The organism is Chryseobacterium sp. BLS98 (assembly GCF_001045445.1).
Classification (GTDB): Bacteria; Bacteroidota; Bacteroidia; order Flavobacteriales; family Weeksellaceae; genus Chryseobacterium.
The window spans coordinates 176,311-192,860 of record NZ_LFNF01000003.1 but is presented as its reverse complement, the minus strand read 5'-3'; the positions used below and the strand labels follow the sequence as shown (position 1 = coordinate 192,860).

16 protein-coding genes and 4 tRNA genes are annotated in these 16,550 nt (G+C 36.6%); 4 read left to right on the top strand and 16 right to left on the bottom strand.

Annotated features, from left to right (window positions below; genetic code table 11):
- Both ACM40_RS12085 and ACM40_RS12080 read right to left on the bottom strand, forming a co-directional pair.
- Entirely contained in the window at positions 1-1,083 is a 1,083-nt protein-coding gene (locus tag ACM40_RS12085) for an efflux RND transporter periplasmic adaptor subunit (protein WP_048503731.1), read from the bottom strand.
- A gap of 144 nt (positions 1,084-1,227) precedes the next feature.
- Positions 1,228-1,617 carry a hypothetical protein gene (locus tag ACM40_RS12080; protein ID WP_048503053.1) on the bottom strand — a complete coding sequence of 130 codons (390 nt, stop codon included), beginning with the start codon at positions 1,615-1,617 and terminating at the stop codon, positions 1,228-1,230.
- Positions 1,618-2,183: 566 nt separating this feature from the next.
- Between ACM40_RS12080 and ACM40_RS12075 the strand changes: the two genes are divergently transcribed.
- Positions 2,184-2,576, top strand: a complete 393-nt coding sequence (locus ACM40_RS12075) for a hypothetical protein (RefSeq protein WP_048503052.1) — start codon at positions 2,184-2,186, stop codon at positions 2,574-2,576.
- Positions 2,577-2,614: 38 nt separating this feature from the next.
- The gene (locus ACM40_RS12070; RefSeq protein ID WP_048503051.1) at positions 2,615-3,052 is read left to right on the top strand and encodes an META domain-containing protein; all 438 of its coding nucleotides are present in this window, start codon (positions 2,615-2,617) and stop codon (positions 3,050-3,052) included.
- A 70-nt stretch (positions 3,053-3,122) separates the two neighbouring features.
- On the opposite strand, the gene ACM40_RS12065 is transcribed toward ACM40_RS12070, so the two are convergent.
- The 9 genes from ACM40_RS12065 to ACM40_RS12025 form a co-directional block, all read right to left on the bottom strand.
- A complete protein-coding gene (locus ACM40_RS12065; protein WP_048503050.1) occupies positions 3,123-3,380 on the bottom strand; it encodes a SemiSWEET transporter in 258 nt (85 codons plus the stop codon).
- A gap of 28 nt (positions 3,381-3,408) precedes the next feature.
- Positions 3,409-4,443, bottom strand: coding sequence for an NAD(P)/FAD-dependent oxidoreductase (locus tag ACM40_RS12060; protein WP_048503049.1), 1,035 nt, complete (start codon positions 4,441-4,443; stop codon positions 3,409-3,411).
- 55 nt (positions 4,444-4,498) lie between these two features.
- The gene (gldN, locus tag ACM40_RS12055; RefSeq protein WP_048503048.1) at positions 4,499-5,437 is read right to left on the bottom strand and encodes a gliding motility protein GldN; all 939 of its coding nucleotides are present in this window, start codon (positions 5,435-5,437) and stop codon (positions 4,499-4,501) included.
- A gap of 20 nt (positions 5,438-5,457) precedes the next feature.
- Positions 5,458-7,050 carry a GldM family protein gene (locus ACM40_RS12050; protein ID WP_048503047.1) on the bottom strand — a complete coding sequence of 531 codons (1,593 nt, stop codon included), beginning with the start codon at positions 7,048-7,050 and terminating at the stop codon, positions 5,458-5,460.
- 53 nt (positions 7,051-7,103) lie between these two features.
- Positions 7,104-7,796 (bottom strand): gliding motility protein GldL, encoded by a 693-nt coding sequence (gene gldL / locus ACM40_RS12045; RefSeq protein ID WP_048503046.1) that lies wholly within the window; start codon positions 7,794-7,796, stop codon positions 7,104-7,106.
- 58 nt (positions 7,797-7,854) lie between these two features.
- Positions 7,855-9,276, bottom strand: coding sequence for a gliding motility lipoprotein GldK (gene gldK / locus ACM40_RS12040; RefSeq protein ID WP_048503045.1), 1,422 nt, complete (start codon positions 9,274-9,276; stop codon positions 7,855-7,857).
- A gap of 108 nt (positions 9,277-9,384) precedes the next feature.
- The gene (glmS, locus tag ACM40_RS12035) at positions 9,385-11,238 is read right to left on the bottom strand and encodes a glutamine--fructose-6-phosphate transaminase (isomerizing) (protein ID WP_048503044.1); all 1,854 of its coding nucleotides are present in this window, start codon (positions 11,236-11,238) and stop codon (positions 9,385-9,387) included.
- A gap of 15 nt (positions 11,239-11,253) precedes the next feature.
- Entirely contained in the window at positions 11,254-12,864 is a 1,611-nt protein-coding gene (locus tag ACM40_RS12030; RefSeq protein WP_048503043.1) for a DUF4270 family protein, read from the bottom strand.
- Positions 12,865-12,875: 11 nt separating this feature from the next.
- The gene (locus ACM40_RS12025) at positions 12,876-13,646 is read right to left on the bottom strand and encodes a glycogen/starch synthase (protein ID WP_048503042.1); all 771 of its coding nucleotides are present in this window, start codon (positions 13,644-13,646) and stop codon (positions 12,876-12,878) included.
- Between the two features lie 170 nt (positions 13,647-13,816).
- Here ACM40_RS12025 and panC point away from each other — a divergent pair, with 170 nt between their 5' ends.
- The gene (gene panC / locus ACM40_RS12020) at positions 13,817-14,665 is read left to right on the top strand and encodes a pantoate--beta-alanine ligase (protein ID WP_048503041.1); all 849 of its coding nucleotides are present in this window, start codon (positions 13,817-13,819) and stop codon (positions 14,663-14,665) included.
- Between the two features lie 190 nt (positions 14,666-14,855).
- Here panC and ACM40_RS12015 read toward each other — a convergent pair.
- The 4 genes from ACM40_RS12015 to ACM40_RS12000 form a co-directional block, all read right to left on the bottom strand.
- Positions 14,856-14,928 (bottom strand) — tRNA-Lys (locus ACM40_RS12015).
- Positions 14,929-15,106: 178 nt separating this feature from the next.
- Positions 15,107-15,179, bottom strand: a tRNA-Lys gene (locus ACM40_RS12010).
- Between the two features lie 55 nt (positions 15,180-15,234).
- Positions 15,235-15,317: transfer RNA gene (locus ACM40_RS12005), tRNA-Leu, on the bottom strand.
- A 36-nt stretch (positions 15,318-15,353) separates the two neighbouring features.
- Positions 15,354-15,426 (bottom strand) — tRNA-Lys (locus ACM40_RS12000).
- Between the two features lie 114 nt (positions 15,427-15,540).
- Here ACM40_RS12000 and ACM40_RS11995 point away from each other — a divergent pair.
- Positions 15,541-16,056: a shikimate kinase gene (locus ACM40_RS11995; protein WP_048503040.1), complete on the top strand. Its 516-nt coding sequence runs from the start codon at positions 15,541-15,543 to the stop codon at positions 16,054-16,056.
- 9 nt (positions 16,057-16,065) lie between these two features.
- Here ACM40_RS11995 and ACM40_RS11990 read toward each other — a convergent pair whose 3' ends face one another.
- Positions 16,066-16,506 carry an RNA-binding S4 domain-containing protein gene (locus ACM40_RS11990; protein WP_048503039.1) on the bottom strand — a complete coding sequence of 147 codons (441 nt, stop codon included), beginning with the start codon at positions 16,504-16,506 and terminating at the stop codon, positions 16,066-16,068.
- Positions 16,507-16,550 lie beyond the last annotated feature (44 nt).

Sequence of the window (16,550 nt, the reverse complement as noted above, 5' to 3'; positions counted from 1 at the left end):
CTACTCTGCTTTTAATTTCAATGACTGAAGAACTTTTTTAGGATCCTGAGCTTTGGTCTGAACTTTCTGATCATCTTTCACTTTCTGAACTCCTTCCAATAAGATTTTATCTCCCGCTGCAAGCCCCGATGCCACAACATAAACATCCGGAAGTTCATAAGCAACCTTAATATTTTTAGACTTTGCCACTCCTTTTTTATCCACTACGAAAACGTACTTTTGATCCTGAATTTCGTAGGTTGCTTTCTGAGGAATGATTAAAGCATTTCTTAACGGCAAAGTCATTCTTACTTTTCCGGTTTCCCCGTTTCTTAATAATTTGTCAGGGTTCGGGAATTTGGCTCTGAAGGCGATGTTTCCTGTTTCACTGTCGAATTCTCCTGTAATTGTTTCAACAGCGCCTTGTTGCGGGAACAAATCTCCGTTTGCCATCAACAGACCTACCTGATTACTTCCTCTTGAAGCTACATTTCTCTGATAATTAAGATATTCCGGTTCTGAAACATTAAAATAGGTGTACATATTGGTATTATCAGAAAGGGATGTCAGCAAATCTCCTTCATCTACCAGACTTCCTAATCTCAAAGGTAGTCTGTTGATAATCCCTGAAAACGGAGCTTTAATGTCTGTGAATGACAAGTGAATCTGAGCTAGTTTAGCTTCGGCATTGGCTGCGTCAAGTTTAGCTTTAGCCATTGCTCTTTCGTTTTTGGAAACGATGTTGTTACTGGCTAATGTGCTTGCATTCTTTAATTCAATAGTAGCCTGAGCAACTTCTGCCTGGGCTTTCAGTAATTCCGCCTGGTACAATTGGGGCATGATACGGAACAATGTCTGCCCCTGATGTACGTATTGACCCTCGTCTACATAAATTTTTTCAAGAAAGCCTTTTTCCTGAGCCCGAACCTCGATATTCTTTACAGATTTTATCTGGGCTACATATTCTTTGTCAATCACCGTATCCATCACTACCGGGGTGGTTACGGGATAAACTGCAGCTTCTTCTTTTTCTTCTTTCTTCTTGTTGCATGCTGTAAACAACAGAAGACTGCTTAGCGCAATACTTGCGACAACTCTTTTGATCATAATTCTAGAGTTTATATAAATCGTTAATGTTTTAAGTGGAAAATGGTAATAGATTACTGCACTGTGATGATTACCGACATACGCAACGCAGCTGCTCTCCATCCGTATAACAGACAGAAAACAGATTGGAAAAAAGGAATTTTAAATTCTGATGGAACGGATCAGAATGAATGTTTTAACATTGGAATAGAGCGAAAGAAAGCCTGGAATAACAGGTTTTCTGCTTTTTGAAGAAGATAAGCCAAAAATATAAGTCAGACTGAAAACCCCAGCAAATACAACAATCATCTGAATGGTATCGGACAACTGAAAATCATCTTCAGCAAGTTCCAGGGTAGAATTGTCTATCTGATCAGCTCTCTGCTGTATAGATAGTTTTTCGAAAGTCTGGTTCAGCCGGTTGGCTTTTTTAGGCATATGATGAGAAACATGACCTGAGTAGTCATTACGGAGTGTTTTAACACTAAGTCTGCTTTCTACTACGAAAAGCAGAAAAAGGCTGGTTAAAAAGTAAATAATAAAATTTCTCATTTGAAGTCGCAAATGTACATCCAGAAAGGCATACGCTCATAACAGATTAACAAAATTTAACGCTTCTTTAAATAAACTGAATAAAAAAAATTGAAATTTTCACAATGAGTTCTAATCGCTTTTAAATTTTGATAATGAATATTAATTCCTTTATTCAAAGGGGTTTCCATAAGAATACCCTTATTTTATGTCCATTAAACGTGAAAAATGGAATCTACAGCAGTATGATTTAAATCATTTTTTGCTGTATATCAGCATTCTATAATTTTTAATAATTTTGCACCCAGTAAAAACAACAAATGTAGAACATGGAAAAACTGTATTATTTTATTCTTAAACCGTCGGCTTAGCATAGCCTTTTTCAACGGTGATCTGGCTTACAATCTTTAAAAAACACAGTGTTTTTCAGGCTTTTTGAAAACTACTGCAAGGACTCTGTAATGCACAACGGATAAAAAAATCTAATTAATTTATGTAAAATTAACATATATTTATTAAAAATATTTGTAAATTTATGTAGTATTAACACCGCTATTTCATGACACACTTACAAATCACTTATCACTATGAAAAAATTATTTACATCGGTCCTTATCGGGCTGGCAGTCCTTTCTTCAACAGCATGTAAACATCCTGGCAAAGAGGCAGAAGTTGTTACAGAAGCAGCTCCTGAAAATAAGGATGAAACCTCAAAAGATGTTTTCACGGACAGCTATGGGGAAAAAATTGAAGTCACTATTAACCATACAAAAGGTACGGCAACAGTTCATCTGGAAGGCAAAACCTATGATCTTAAAAAAAGTGATGCGCTTCCGGAATATACTGCCAGCAATGAAGAATATCAATATTCCAATATAAAAGGAAATATTACCTTACTGAAAAAAAATGTAGATATGGTTCTATTTCATGCAAAACGTGAAACGAATGGATCAGGATCTGCAAAAATGGCCTCTTATTAATCTAAGGCCTGAAATATATTACCACCAAAATAATTATTATGAAAAACCTGTATTACTATTTATCCGCTCTTTTATTACTCGTATTTCTTACGGCATGTAAAACTACTACTCCGACAACAGAAAAAACGACTGATATTACGGGCAAAACATGGAAACTTACGGAACTGAACGGGCAACCGATTAAGCTTAAAAACCCTAAAAACAATCCTTATTTCAAACTTAATACGGAAGGAATGAGATATGAAGGACATGCAGGATGCAATGGGTTTGGAGGTACTTATGAAATCAAACCTGATGTAATGAGGATTAAGTTCAACCAGGGAATGTCTACCATGATGGCTTGTGAGGATCTGGAAACTGAACAATTATTTACCAAAGCAGTGCTTGCTGCAGATAATTATTCGATAAACGGAAATACCCTGACGCTCAATAAAGCAAGAATGGCTCCTTTGGCTAAATTTGTTCTTCAGCCATAAATATAAATTGAATTTAAAATTTTACGATAAAAAAAGGTGGCTTCGAGTTTTCAGCCACCTTTTTATTATATTAAGATTTTCTATAGATCATGTAGCAGATCAGCAAGCTTATATTGACAAGGACCGCAAAAGCATTTGACAAAATAATGGGCAGCTCATCTTTAATCAAGCCATACCAGACCCAGAGTGACAACCCTGAAATAAGCACCAAAAGCATTACCAGTGAAATATCATCTACATTTTTATCTTTTACTACCTTAATAAGCTGAGGAATCATGGAGATGGATGTAAGAATTCCGGCTATTATACCCAGTACATTTTCGTTCATAGTTTAATTCTTTCTCTGAAGATAGGAATTATTTAAATCGGTCAATGGCAACTTCTTCGTGAAGTGGTATATTTTGTTCGATAAACTGATAAAGACTTTTGGAAAAGTAGCAGCCATTAAGAATTCCTCTTGCGCCAAGGCCATTGAAAACATATAGATTTTTGAATGAATGATGTCTTCCGATGATGGGTCTTCTATCCTTTACGGTAGGCCTGAAACCAAAGTTTACTTCTTTCACTTCAAAGTCATAGGGATAAATTTCAGAAAGACCGTTCACAAGCTGTTCGACGGCGGATTCATCAATATGATGATGGAGTTGTTCTCTGTCGTAGGTTCCTCCATAGAAGTGAAGTCCGTTATCTGTTGGAAATAAGAAATGTTTCTTTTTAATAGTTATATCCTGTGGAATTTCTTCTGAGAGTTTTACTTTGATATGATGTCCCTTATTCGGAACTACAGCTATATCTGAGAAAAAAGGATTTTCCTTTACTCCCATGCCTTCACAGAAGATTATATTTTTGAATTTTAAATCCTTATAGGAATCTGCGGAGGTATCCAATTTTTCGTAATCAAACTTTTCTTTAATCAAAAGCTCTTTTTTTTCTAAAAAACCAAATAGACCCATGAAAAACTCGCTTACTTGAAGTCTGGCAGACTGATTGACCTTTCCTGTCTTAAAATCGTTTTTTACTACCTCTAAATGATCGAATTTTTGATCAAGGAAGTCCGAAAGTTCTTCGTTTCCCGATTTCTTCAGCCAAAGGTTCTGTTCGTTCTCGTCATGAAAAATTCTGTGGATGGGTGAACTGATCAGGTAATTTTTTCCGGTGTACGACTCTATTTCATTTAAAGTGACCTTCAGGAAGTCAATTTGCTCCTGTGCTTTCCAGAAAGTAGTAAATTTTTTGAGAACCACGGGGTTGATAATTCCTGCGGAAACCTGAGAAGCACTTTTCCTTCCTTCAGAATAAATCAAGAATGATTTATTATTCTTAATTAACTGGTGAGCGAAAAAGAGTCCTGCGTATCCGTCTCCAACAATGATATAGTCTATATGTTTCATAATAAAAAAACCTGAGTAAAAATACTCAGGTTTTGTATAAATATCAAGTGAAATCTTAGTAATTCCACATATCGTTTTCCATGTTCAGGATTTGAGCCTTGATTCTTTCGCTCTCTTCCAACTGGTCTTCAGCATCTTTAGGGATATAATCCTTGATAGTACCATCACCTAAACCGCTTGATGATTTGTAAATAACCGAAGAGAATCTTCTTCCGTTGATGATATCATCGAAAGAAAGGTCAGCAGAAGAGTTTTTTCTGTTGTAAACATAATTGTTTGCCAAAATATCTCTCGCGTTCGGATAGAAAATCCAGAATAGGTCGATAAGCTCGTCGTTACCGGCAATTGGCTTACCATCAGGTCCTATAACTCCCTGTACAGCAGGATCTGGTCCCATTGCTGCAATACCAAGAGGTCTGTATTTCATCTGTCCGTCTCTCTTATCGATAAACCACATACCCATGATCTTAAGAACTTTTACTTTCTCAGTCGTTGTCTTGAAAACGTCGGTATATTCTTTTTTCTCCTGTTCAGTTAGCTGTCTTCCGGAGTTAAGGATATCAATAGCAGCATCGTTGATAATTACTTTTTCCAGTCTTTTCTGGATACCTTCCGGTGAAAGTTTCACGGTAAAGTTTTCATCGTCATAAACCTGCTCGATCTTTCCTGTTAAGGCACCGTCCAATAATAGCTGGTACAAAGATCTTGTAGGGGTAGCAAGAAGCCCGTCCGGATTGTCATAATAGAATGGCTGATTGATCTTATCATTCATATCAATGATTTCCCAAACAAACATACTCTTAAGGATATCTTTATCTTCTACAAAACCGTATTCAAGAGGCTTTACTTTGTTATCAATAATAGTATCACCAACTTTTTGTTTGTTTTCTTCTCTCATCTGTCTGAACTCTTCCGGAGAAGCTGCGTTCAGGATAGTCTGGGAAAAAGCAAATCCCGAAACTAATACTAAAAGGGTGCTAATATATTTTTTCATAATAAATTACAATTTTAGTCCTATTGAACATTAATAATTATAGGAGTAATGTTTTTAATCTGCTGTCCTTCCAATCCTTGTGCTGTAGCTTTGATATCGAAGATAGAAACTACATCACCTGTTCTAAGGTTTTTCACTAATCCTGCGGCATCACCTAATGTGTTTCCATGAACCAGTAATGCTGCTCTTCCAGGTACTCTTACCATGAACTGTGTCACGCTAAATGAAACAGGGAAGTCGAAGTCCGGAATTGCTGCCTGTACAGACTGGTTAGGAATAGAAGTAGCCGGCATCGACAATACATTCTGTCCTCTCATCTGACCTTGTGGCGGCGGAACATTTTTAATTCTATATTCAAACACCTGAGATACAGATTTTCCGTAAGGATCTATTCCTGATAACGTCAGTTTAACTGTATTTCCTGTTGTAGGTTTTACAATCCATTTTCCTGGACCAGTACCTCTTACAGAAGCTCCCGGAGCAGATAATGAAAGTTTAGAATTATCGGCACCTAAGATTGATCCTGAAACAGGGTTCTCAAGTCCTCTATACATTACATTCATCTTATCAGCAGAAAGCAATAGTCCTTTTTCAAGTTTTACTTCTCTAGGTCCTGCAATTACGTTGTAAGTATGCGTCCATGGGAAGCTTTGAGGTTTTCCTGAAGCATCTGTTAAAGTAATTGTACCTGCTAGTTTATGTTCTCCGATACCAGAACCGGAAATTGGAACAATACCTTTTCCATTTTCTACTCTGCTTACACCAGAAATATTAATCTTATTGCTGTTTGAGTATGTACCCAACATTACTTTTACTTCAGCCTGTTTTCCTGCCTGAATATCAACCGGACCAGAAACGATAGGCTCGTAGCTACTGAATTTAATGCTTGCATCTACTTTTTCCTGTAATAATAATGCTAAAGCATCCGACTGAACGTTTCTTGCATCATTTTGGATAATTTCCAAATTGGACATTGCACCAATCAATGGCTGATGATAGAATTTATTCTGGAACCACGTTTTCGCATTTGGTGATTTTCCTTTAGGATATTCAGCAATAAGAGATGCATTAGCTCTGCTAACTAAATTCTGTAATTGAGGATTTTTTCCAAAAGTAGCATTGATATAGTTTCTTACTGCATCAATCTTACTTTTTAGTTCATCTGCTTCTTTTGAAGGAGTATTTTCATCCCCTTCCTTAAAGAAGTATTCTGTAGCACCTTCATTATTATTAAGCGCTGAAAAATTCTCACTTACATCAATGGCTTTTCCGGTTACCGGATCTTTTTCCATGAATTCAGCCTGTTTCTTCAATTTATCTTTGATGGTTTCCGCATGAGAAACTAAATCATTGATTTTTTGTTTCAATATTTTATATTGTTCCCAAGGCTGAGAATAAGTATCTGGTACTTGTTGAGCTTTAGCTTCTAAAGTTTTTTCAAAAATACCCTCATTTTTCTTTTCGGTTAAAAGACGGGTATCTCTTAATGATAATGTAGAGTCATAGTATGATCTGATGATTTCTGCATCAATATTTAGGGCCATCATCGCGATGAACACCAAATACATCAGGTTGATCATCTTCTGACGAGGGGTCTGTTTTCCTTGTGCCATTCTCTTTTCTTTTAGTTTTTGATTAAGTAGTTAAATTTAGAAATGGTTAGGAATTAAGACTTCATAGCAGTAAGCATACCACCATAAACTCTGTTTAAGCTATTTAAATTAGTTGTTAAACCTTGTAATTCTTGATTGAATTTTTCAGACTGCTCTGCAGATTTCTGCATATCTGCTACATACTTGTTAGCAAACTCAGATTGTTTTTTACCGTTTTCCAGTTGCATTGCATATAAAGCATTCATGCTTTCCATATGCTGTGCAGCTTTGTTAAGCTGGTCGTTATATTTATGAGTAGAAGCAGATACATCCACAGTCTGGTTGATTTGGTCAACAGAGCTGGAGAATTTATCGATACCTGTTCTAAGTCTGTCAAATAACTGAACATCCAGTTTTGCTTCCTGAAGCATTTTGTCTAATTTATTTGAAAGAGAATTTTCTAATTCTGCAAACTGCTGTGCATTGTTTTTGGATGACACATTAGAATGTAAAGGGTTTGGGTTGGCATGCTTATCCAAAAGTTCAGGATAAACATTTTCCCATGCATAAGACTCTTCTGATTTCGGAGGGTCAAATGCGAAAATAATAAAGATAATAGCCTCCGTAATAAGACCCACTGTAAGAGCCATATTACCATTAATTGGTCCCAAGGTAATGTGAGTAATTTTAAGCCAAGCTCCAAGAATTACAATTGCAGCACCGAATGAATAAAAGAAATTCATCCAAGCATCTTTAGTCTTAAACATATTAAGTTAGTTTTTTTAATGTTAAATAAAATTGTTATTGAAAAATTGTCCGGTTAAATTATCTGTTAACTCTTCTTGGCTTAACAGCTGCTTCAGGAATATCCTGTACAGTTCTGAATCCGATATAGCTTCTTGCAGAATCTTTTCTTTCCCAATCTCTAGCACCTGTCATTAGGGCATATCCTATATCTTTCCAAGATCCACCTCTTACAGATTTCTTCGTATCCACCTTATTTTTAGTAGAAGGATTTAACGTAGAAGAGAATCCATAAGAAGAGTTGTTATACGCAGATTCTGTCCATTCAGAAACATTTCCAGCCATATCAAATAACCCAAATCCATTTTTCTTAAATTTCTTTACTGGAGCTGTATATGTATAAGTACCTTTTTTATCGTCTTCCATATAGTTACCTCTCTTAGGTTTGAAGTTGGCAAGGTAGCAACCTCTGTCATCCATTAAATATGGACCTCCCCAAGGGTAAGTAGCATTTTGCATTCCACCTCTGGCAGCATATTCCCACTCAATTTCTGTAGGAAGACGGAACTGCATTGGTCTTTGTTTTTTTCTTTTTAAGCTTTCGTTATAATCTGTTTTCAGTTTAGATCTGAAGTTACAGTAAGCTCTTGCCTGATCCCAAGTTACCCCAACTACAGGATAATCTTTGTAGGCCTTGTGCCAGAAATACTGTTCAAATAATGGTTCGTTGTAAGCAAAGTGGAAGTCTTTTACCCACACTGTAGTATCCGGATAGATGGCAATGCTTGAACTCTTAAGGTAATTGGCTCCTCTTTCGTTATCAGCAAGTGCCGCATCCATATCTCCCCACTGGTAGCTGTATTTTAGTTTACTAACGTCTAAAATTCTTTCGTTTCCTATTCTTGAAGAAGCAGGCAGATACATAGATTCCAAAACTTCTGCATACTCTACATCAGGATACTTTCCAGTACTCCAATGCAAAGGGATTTTCCAGTCTAGTTTTTTGGTTGGATCATAGCCTCCGTCTTCTCTTCCTCCCTGGCCTTCTAAATATTCTTGATAAGGTGTTAAATTTTCTTCTTTTTTAGCAAGATATGCATAGTCTCCAATGCTTGCGCCTTTACGTCCGCCTTCTTCACCGCCTTCCCCAGCAGCTTCGGCTAGCAGAGTTCTCGCAATGGAATCTCTTACATAATTGATAAATACTCTGTATTCTGCATTGGTAGTTTCCGCTTCATCCATAAAGAAAGAGGAAACAGTAACAGTTTTCAATGAAGCTTTTTCAGGAGTGTTTGTTGGATCCTGATCTGCAAGACCAGCAACAAATGAACCTGCTGGAATACCGACCATTCCGTATGGTCTTTCCGCAACAAATGATTTCGTTTTTTCTCTTGGTATCAATTCTCCTTTTGTTCCAGGCTTCCCTACAGAAGAACTGCCACCACCTGAACAAGATACTGATGCTACCGACGCAGACAATAATAAAAGAAATATCCTTTTCATGTTAATTTTTATAATTAAGCCGTAAATATATAATTTTTTTAAGAAACTTTTAAGATTTTTTTTGAAATAACGGAAGAAATCTAAATTTATTTTATTTACAACTGTTTTTTATTCCACAGTTACCGATTTTGCTAAGTTTCTTGGCTGATCTACATTGGCTCCACGGTATATAGCAATATAGTATGCCAATAGCTGTAAAGGCACAGAGGCAACGATTGGTGAGAAACATTCTGAGGTTTCCGGGATTTCAATAACATAGTCTGCCATTGAACTTACCTGTTGGTCTCCTTTATTAACAACAGCAATGATTTTTCCTTTTCTAGCCTTAATTTCCTGAACATTGCTTACAATTTTATCATAATGTCCTTTTTTAGGAGCAATAATAACGATTGGCATGTTCTCGTCAATAAGCGCAATAGGCCCATGCTTCATTTCTGCTGCCGGATATCCTTCTGCGTGAATATAAGAGATCTCCTTAAGCTTCAAGGCGCCTTCCAATGCTGCAGGATAGTTGTATCCTCTTCCTAAATAAAGGAAATTGGTTGTCTTAATAAAGTCTTTGGCAATATTCTGAGTCAGCTCATGAGTAGTGCTCAAAACTTCTTCTATCTTTTTAGGAAGTGCGTTCAGTTCGGTAATCAGGCTCATGAATTCAGCATTTCCGAGGTTCCCGTTATGTTTCCCTAATTTAAGGGCAATTAAAGAAAGAATAGTAAGCTGTGCAGTAAATGCTTTAGTAGAAGCTACCCCAATTTCAGGACCAGCGTGGGTATATGAACCTGCATCTGTAATTCTTGCAATGGAAGAGTCCACTACGTTACATATACCATATATAAATGCTCCTTTTTCTTTTGCCAGCTTCAATGCAGCCATAGTGTCTGCTGTCTCTCCTGACTGGGAGATTGCAATAACCACATCCTTATCGGTGATAATAGGGTTTCTGTATCTGAATTCTGATGCATATTCTACTTCTACAGGAATTCTTGCATATTCTTCAATAAGATATTCCCCGATAAGACCTGCATGCCAAGATGTACCGCAGGCAATAATAATAATTCTGTTGGCATTTTTGAATCTCTCCAAATGATCCCAGATTCCGGCCATTTTTATAACGCCTTCATCTACAAGCAGTCTTCCTCTCATGGTATCATGGATGGATTTAGGCTGTTCAAAGATTTCTTTAAGCATGAAATGCTCGTAGCCCCCTTTTTCAATCTGCTCCAGGCTTAATTTAAGTTCCTGAACTTCAGGTTCAATTCTTGAGTTATCATTAATCGTTCTGATGTCTACTCCATTTTCTAATGAAATAGTTGCCATATGGCCTTCTTCAAGATAGATGGCTTCTTTGGTAAATTCTACGAAAGGAGAGGCATCGGAAGCAATAAAATATTCTTTGTCACCCAAACCAATTGCCAGTGGAGAACCTAATCTTGCCACCACCAATACTCCCGGGTAATCTTCATGAAGTACGGTAATAGCATAAGCGCCGTATACTTCATTCAAAGCATATCTTACCGCCGTAGGGAAATCTGTCTCCGGTTTCAGATCTGTGAAATACTGGATAAGATTTACCAAAACTTCTGTATCTGTTTCGGATTTAAAAGTAAATCCTTTTTCGGTAAGCATTGTTTTAATCGTATCATAGTTTTCTATAATACCATTGTGTACAAGAGCAATTTTTCCATTGTTTGATAAGTGCGGGTGAGAGTTTCTATCACTTGGAACTCCGTGGGTAGCCCATCTGGTATGCCCCATCCCTATTTTGGCCGTTCCTTTCAATTGTGATGAAATATTAACCAAATCATCAACCTTACCTTTCGTCTTTTCTACTTCAAATTTATTATTTGAACCCTCCAAAACAATCCCTGCACTATCATATCCTCTATATTCTAATCTTCTAAGACCGTTGATTACAATATCATACGCATCCTGAAATCCTGTATATCCTACAATTCCACACATATTTTTCTGGTGTTTTTATTTTTTAGTTCCGTAAGTAATTTTTAATTGAATTCTGTTGGCGTTGGTTTTATCTGAACCAACATAAACGCCTCTTTCCGTTGCAAATGCTCGGGTAGTAAATTTATATCCTCCCAGTGAACCTGCTGTAGTTAAAACAAATTTTCCGGTATTAACGAGAAGTGTTTTATTTGTTTCTGAACCTTCAACAATATCTTTTACTGTTTTTGTAACTACAAAGTCGTAATAAGATGGATTTTTATCTAAATCATAAGATTTTATCATACCAAACCCGGCTGTTAAATCTGAAATAAATCCTGAAGAAGTAAGCAGTCCGCTCGTCGCATCTTTCACAACAGGAATAATCATTAAATTATCTGTCGTTCTTTTATAATTATTGCTCCATGTTGCAGCATCTGTATAGATTCTGATCTTGGCACTCATAATGGCGTTCTTGTCTTTTTGATATAACTCCTTAAGACTGGCAATGGTAGTATCAGGAATTTTCACACCAATAGAAGGTCCTCCCATTCCCTGTGCATAAAGCTTGGCATCCCCATCAGTTTCATTGATTGATGATCTTGCAGCTGCCCATGCAGAACCTGTCCTGTCATATTCGTACTGACCGATACGGGCATTGCCCACACCTCCTGTCAGCAAGAACTTAAAGGTAGATTGTGGTCTTGTGATCGTACCGTTATCGTTCTTTTCGTTGGTATAGTACATGATCATTTCCATAGATTCCGGAGAAATCTGCAGAAGATATCCGTCTGTATCTGTTACAGAAAGTTTGATCCCTTTGAAGTATCTTGTAAAGTTAGCTGCATCCATAAGCTCCGGCTTACCATTTTTGTCAAGAATCTTGGTTTGGAAAAAATCTTTGTCCAAACGAATTCTGATTCCTGCATCAGAAGTAAATAAAGCTGAATTATCCGACTTTTTGGTAATCGTCTTAGAAGTTACTGTTCCGTTAAATACAGTAGATCCCAAAGCTGCTCCCGTACCTACAACAACGTTGGAACGTTTGAAAGCAACATCATTCCCATCCAGGAATGTTGTAATCTCATCTACGTTAATGTGCATTAAAGTATGTGTTCCTCCCGGACCTAACTTTGTTTTACCATATTTATAAGTAAAGCTGGTAGGATACGTCTTAATCTCTGTAGAAACAGGTACGGTTTCCGTTCCTACTAATATGCTTTCATCCTTAAGAGGAAGGGTAGCTACTGAATCGGCAACTACATCCGGTCTCAGTACCAGAACTACAGAATCCACCTTTGGAGTAGTCCCGAAACTAAAATTATCCGTGCTCATTCTTAACTGGGTAAGATAAGAGGCTTTCTGCATACCAAACTGTCCTTCGGAAAAAGCTCCAAGAACAAAACGGGATGAGGATATACCTGAAGTGTTTATTACTTCTACCAGTCTGCTGGCATCACTTCTGATTGAATCGTGATTATCAATATTATAAGCAATAAGGTCATAAGAAGATACATTGCCTTCCGCAGCACCATCTATAAAAAGCTGTTCGCCAAGCGAATCCGCCTCCGGTTCGCAATTATAAAGAAGAGCGCTCCCGAAAACCGCCATAAAAAGTATGGCTAAGGTCCTTTTAACAGTATGAGTCATTAAAAATGTGTTTAATAAAGTTGGTTTATAGAATCTACGTCAACGTATTCCGATTTTGAAGTGGCTGTTTCGTTGAAACCCTTGTCAAGGTCTGCATCCAGAAACTCATCCCCTTTCACTACCATGTCAACATAGTTCATACTTTCGATAACAAAATTTTTGATTGTCGGATTATCTAACGCTTTTAATCCTGAAATATTATCGAATGTCAGTTTTTCAGCAATGTTTTTGTCCAGTGCGGCATCCTTTTCATTGTATAAGGAAAGGATAATTTTGGCGTCTTTGAAATACGTATCGGATTCGTAGTACGTTTTTAGGTAAATAGGAACAAAGGAAGACATCCATCCGTTTAAGTGAATGACATCAGGAACCCAATTTAATTTCTTGATGGTTTCTATCACTCCTCTTGCAAAGAAAATAGCTCTTTCGTCGTTATCGTCAAAAGGATTTCCTTCATCATCTACGTAATATTGTTTTCTTTTGAAGTATTCTTCGTTATCAATAAAGTAAACCTGAAGTCTTTCCCCCGGAAGAGATGCTACTTTAATAATTAAAGGCTGATCCAGATCATTGATAATAATGTTCATTCCCGAAAGACGGATTACCTCATGAAGTTGAAATTTTCTTTCACTTATTTGTCCAAATCTTGGCATAAAAACTCTTACATCATTGCCTTCATTGTGCATCTTAAGTGCCATTTTGTTTACCAATGCAGCCATATTCGTATCTTCCTGATATGGATACATCTCTGTAGTAATGTACAGTATTTTTTGATTCGGCATAAATTCTATCTATATTTTTGTAAAAATGCTTTAATGTGCAAAATTACAAAAAAACATTCAACATTATTTTAATTAACATTTTTTTACGATAATTCCCAATTTCAAATTATTAAAAACTCATATAATTATATGATATTTTTAGTATTTTTGAATTAGTATTAAAATAAACTATGGAAGTTATAAAGAATAAGAAAACCCTTCAGGATTTCATTGAAAGACAGAAAGAAATGGGAAAAAAAATAGGCTTTGCCCCTACCATGGGAGCCCTCCACAAAGGCCATCTTTCTCTGTATGAAGAAGCCAGAAAAGATAATGACCTCGTGATTTCTTCGATTTTTGTAAATCCTACCCAATTTAATAATCCGGAAGATCTTGAAAAATATCCAAGAGATGTGAACAGGGATATTCTTATCTTAGAAAATTCGGGATTGGTAGATGCTGTTTATATCCCTGAAGTAACTGATATTTATCCTGAAAAAACAGAAAGCCAGCATTATGATTTCGATGGACTGGAAAACGAAATGGAAGGAAAATCCAGACCAGGACATTTTGATGGGGTAGGAACCGTAGTAGAAGAGCTTTTCAGACAGGTGAAACCGGACCATGCTTATTTCGGTGAAAAAGATTTCCAGCAGCTTGCCATTATTAAAAAGATGGCTGAAAAAAAACATCTTCCTGTAAAGATCATAGGAGTTCCTATTTACAGGGCTGAAAACGGCTTGGCCTTAAGTTCAAGAAACCAAAGACTTCATGAAGATAGGAAAGAAGCCTCAAAGGTGATTTACGAAACCCTGGTTAAGGTAAACGATTGGTTCCGGGTGATCACCATCCCTGAAATAAAAGAAAGAGTAACGGATATTTTTGACCAGCAGCACGGAATGAAATTGGAATATTTCCTGATTGCCGATGAAAATACCCTGAAAGAGACAGATTTTTTCTATAAAGACAGAAAATACAGAGCATTCATCGTGGTGGTTGTAGACGGGGTGAGACTTATTGACAACATGCATCTGGATTAATATTAAACAACCGTTCAACAAAAATACATCTGTATATTTTTTATAAAAACACAACTCTGGTTACATGATCAGAGTTTTTTTCTTTTTTATAAGACTGTTATATAAAAAAATCAAAGGCCTCTTACGAGACCTTTGAAACACCAAATCACAAAATATTAATATGAAAAAAATTTACTTTTCAGTAAATTAGTGACCCGGCTGGGATTCGAACCCAGGACCCATACATTAAAAGTGTATTGCTCTACCAGCTGAGCTACCGAGTCGGCCACAATTAAAACGATTAACATTTCTGATATCGTTTTTTAAGCGGTGCAAAGATATGATTCTTTTTTCATTCCTGCAATAGTAATTATAAAAAAAATCAAAGGTCTCTTACGAGACCTTTGAAACACCAAATCACAAAATATTAATATGAAAAAAATTTACTTTTCAGTAAACTTGTGACCCGGCTGGGATTCGAACCCAGGACCCATACATTAAAAGTGTATTGCTCTACCAGCTGAGCTACCGAGTCGGCCACAATTAAAAGTGAAATAACTTCATTTTTAATTATTAAATTTTCTTTGCAGTGCCTGCGACTGGACTCGAACCAGCACATCCTTAGGAAACCACCCCCTCAAGATGGCGTGTCTACCAATTTCACCACGCAGGCTATAAAATTACAATAATTCAGTAATTTTTTCGCTTGTGACCCGGCTGGGATTCGAACCCAGGACCCATACATTAAAAGTGTATTGCTCTACCAGCTGAGCTACCGAGTCGGCCACTTTACAAACGATTTATATTTGAATAATATCCCTCGTTTTCAGTGGTGCAAAGATAGGTGTTTTTTCATTATCTCAAAACTTTTTTGCAAATTTGTTTAAAAAAAATTCATGGTTATTTCACTGATCGGATACATGGGATGTGGCAAATCTCACATTTCCAAAATTTTAAGCGATAAAATAAATTTTAAACTCATTGACCTCGATAAAGAGATTTCCAGGAGAAATAAATTAACCATTCCTGAAATATTCGAAAAAAAGGGGGAAATTCAGTTTAGAAAGCTGGAAAGAGAGGCGCTGGAGGAAATTCTTGCTTCAGAAGAAAATGTGGTTTTAAGCCTTGGGGGTGGAACACCGGTTTATTATAATAATATGGAAATTATCAACCACAGCTCAAAAAGCATTTTTTTAAGGGCTTCCGTAAACACTTTATATGAAAGACTTTCCAAACAGAAAGAAAAAAGGCCGCTGATAGCCAATATCCCGGATGAAGATCTGCCTGAGTTTATCGCCAAGCATTTATTTGAAAGAAATGCATTTTACAGCAAAGCCCAGTTCAGCATCAATACCGATTCAAGAACCCCGGAAGATATTGTTCAGGAAATAGTAGAAAAGCTCTATCTCTAGAGCTTTCATTTAATCTTCATTTTCTTCGATACCATCTGCCGTTTCTCCAAAGAAATCATCCCAGTCTGTAAAGTCTGAAGCAATATCATTTCCTACATATTCATCCATCTCACGTCTGTCTTTTTTCGTAGGCCTTCCTTCACCTTTGCTTCTGTAATAATCCTGTGACATTTTGCGAAGCTTTAATAATTCATATTGCTCTTTATCCGTCACATCCTGAATATGAAGAGGAACAAGCTTTGCCCCCATCCTGCTTTTCGGGATCTGGGTAACTTTTATTTTATAATCAATCTGATTTTTACGAATCTTGATGATATCCCCTTCTTTTACCTCCTTAGACGACTTTACGGCGGACGTTCCTATAGAAACCCTGTTCTTTTTAATTTCCTCTGCTGCAATACTTCTCGTCTTATAAAAACGAATGCACCATAAAAATTTATCTATTCTCATAATTTTTTATACTTTTGCCGTTATATTATTTGTAAAGTAATTAA

Excerpts from the sequence above, each read along its gene's own strand:
- ACM40_RS12065 (WP_048503050.1), bottom strand. The coding sequence starts at position 3,380 with ATGAACGAAAATGTACTGGGTATAATAGCCGGAATTCTTACATCCATC.
- ACM40_RS12050 (WP_048503047.1), bottom strand. The coding sequence starts at position 7,050 with ATGGCACAAGGAAAACAGACCCCTCGTCAGAAGATGATCAACCTGATG.
- ACM40_RS12030 (WP_048503043.1), bottom strand. The coding sequence starts at position 12,864 with ATGACTCATACTGTTAAAAGGACCTTAGCCATACTTTTTATGGCGGTT.
- gldN (WP_048503048.1), bottom strand. The coding sequence starts at position 5,437 with ATGAAAAAATATATTAGCACCCTTTTAGTATTAGTTTCGGGATTTGCT.
- gldK (WP_048503045.1), bottom strand. The coding sequence starts at position 9,276 with ATGAAAAGGATATTTCTTTTATTATTGTCTGCGTCGGTAGCATCAGTA.
- ACM40_RS12075 (WP_048503052.1), top strand. The coding sequence starts at position 2,184 with ATGAAAAAATTATTTACATCGGTCCTTATCGGGCTGGCAGTCCTTTCT.
- ACM40_RS12060 (WP_048503049.1), bottom strand. The coding sequence starts at position 4,443 with ATGAAACATATAGACTATATCATTGTTGGAGACGGATACGCAGGACTC.
- ACM40_RS12025 (WP_048503042.1), bottom strand. The coding sequence starts at position 13,646 with ATGCCGAATCAAAAAATACTGTACATTACTACAGAGATGTATCCATAT.
- ACM40_RS11995 (WP_048503040.1), top strand. The coding sequence starts at position 15,541 with ATGGTTATTTCACTGATCGGATACATGGGATGTGGCAAATCTCACATT.
- panC (WP_048503041.1), top strand. The coding sequence starts at position 13,817 with ATGGAAGTTATAAAGAATAAGAAAACCCTTCAGGATTTCATTGAAAGA.
- ACM40_RS11990 (WP_048503039.1), bottom strand. The coding sequence starts at position 16,506 with ATGAGAATAGATAAATTTTTATGGTGCATTCGTTTTTATAAGACGAGA.
- glmS (WP_048503044.1), bottom strand. The coding sequence starts at position 11,238 with ATGTGTGGAATTGTAGGATATACAGGATTTCAGGATGCGTATGATATT.
- ACM40_RS12080 (WP_048503053.1), bottom strand. The coding sequence starts at position 1,617 with ATGAGAAATTTTATTATTTACTTTTTAACCAGCCTTTTTCTGCTTTTC.
- ACM40_RS12070 (WP_048503051.1), top strand. The coding sequence starts at position 2,615 with ATGAAAAACCTGTATTACTATTTATCCGCTCTTTTATTACTCGTATTT.
- gldL (WP_048503046.1), bottom strand. The coding sequence starts at position 7,796 with ATGTTTAAGACTAAAGATGCTTGGATGAATTTCTTTTATTCATTCGGT.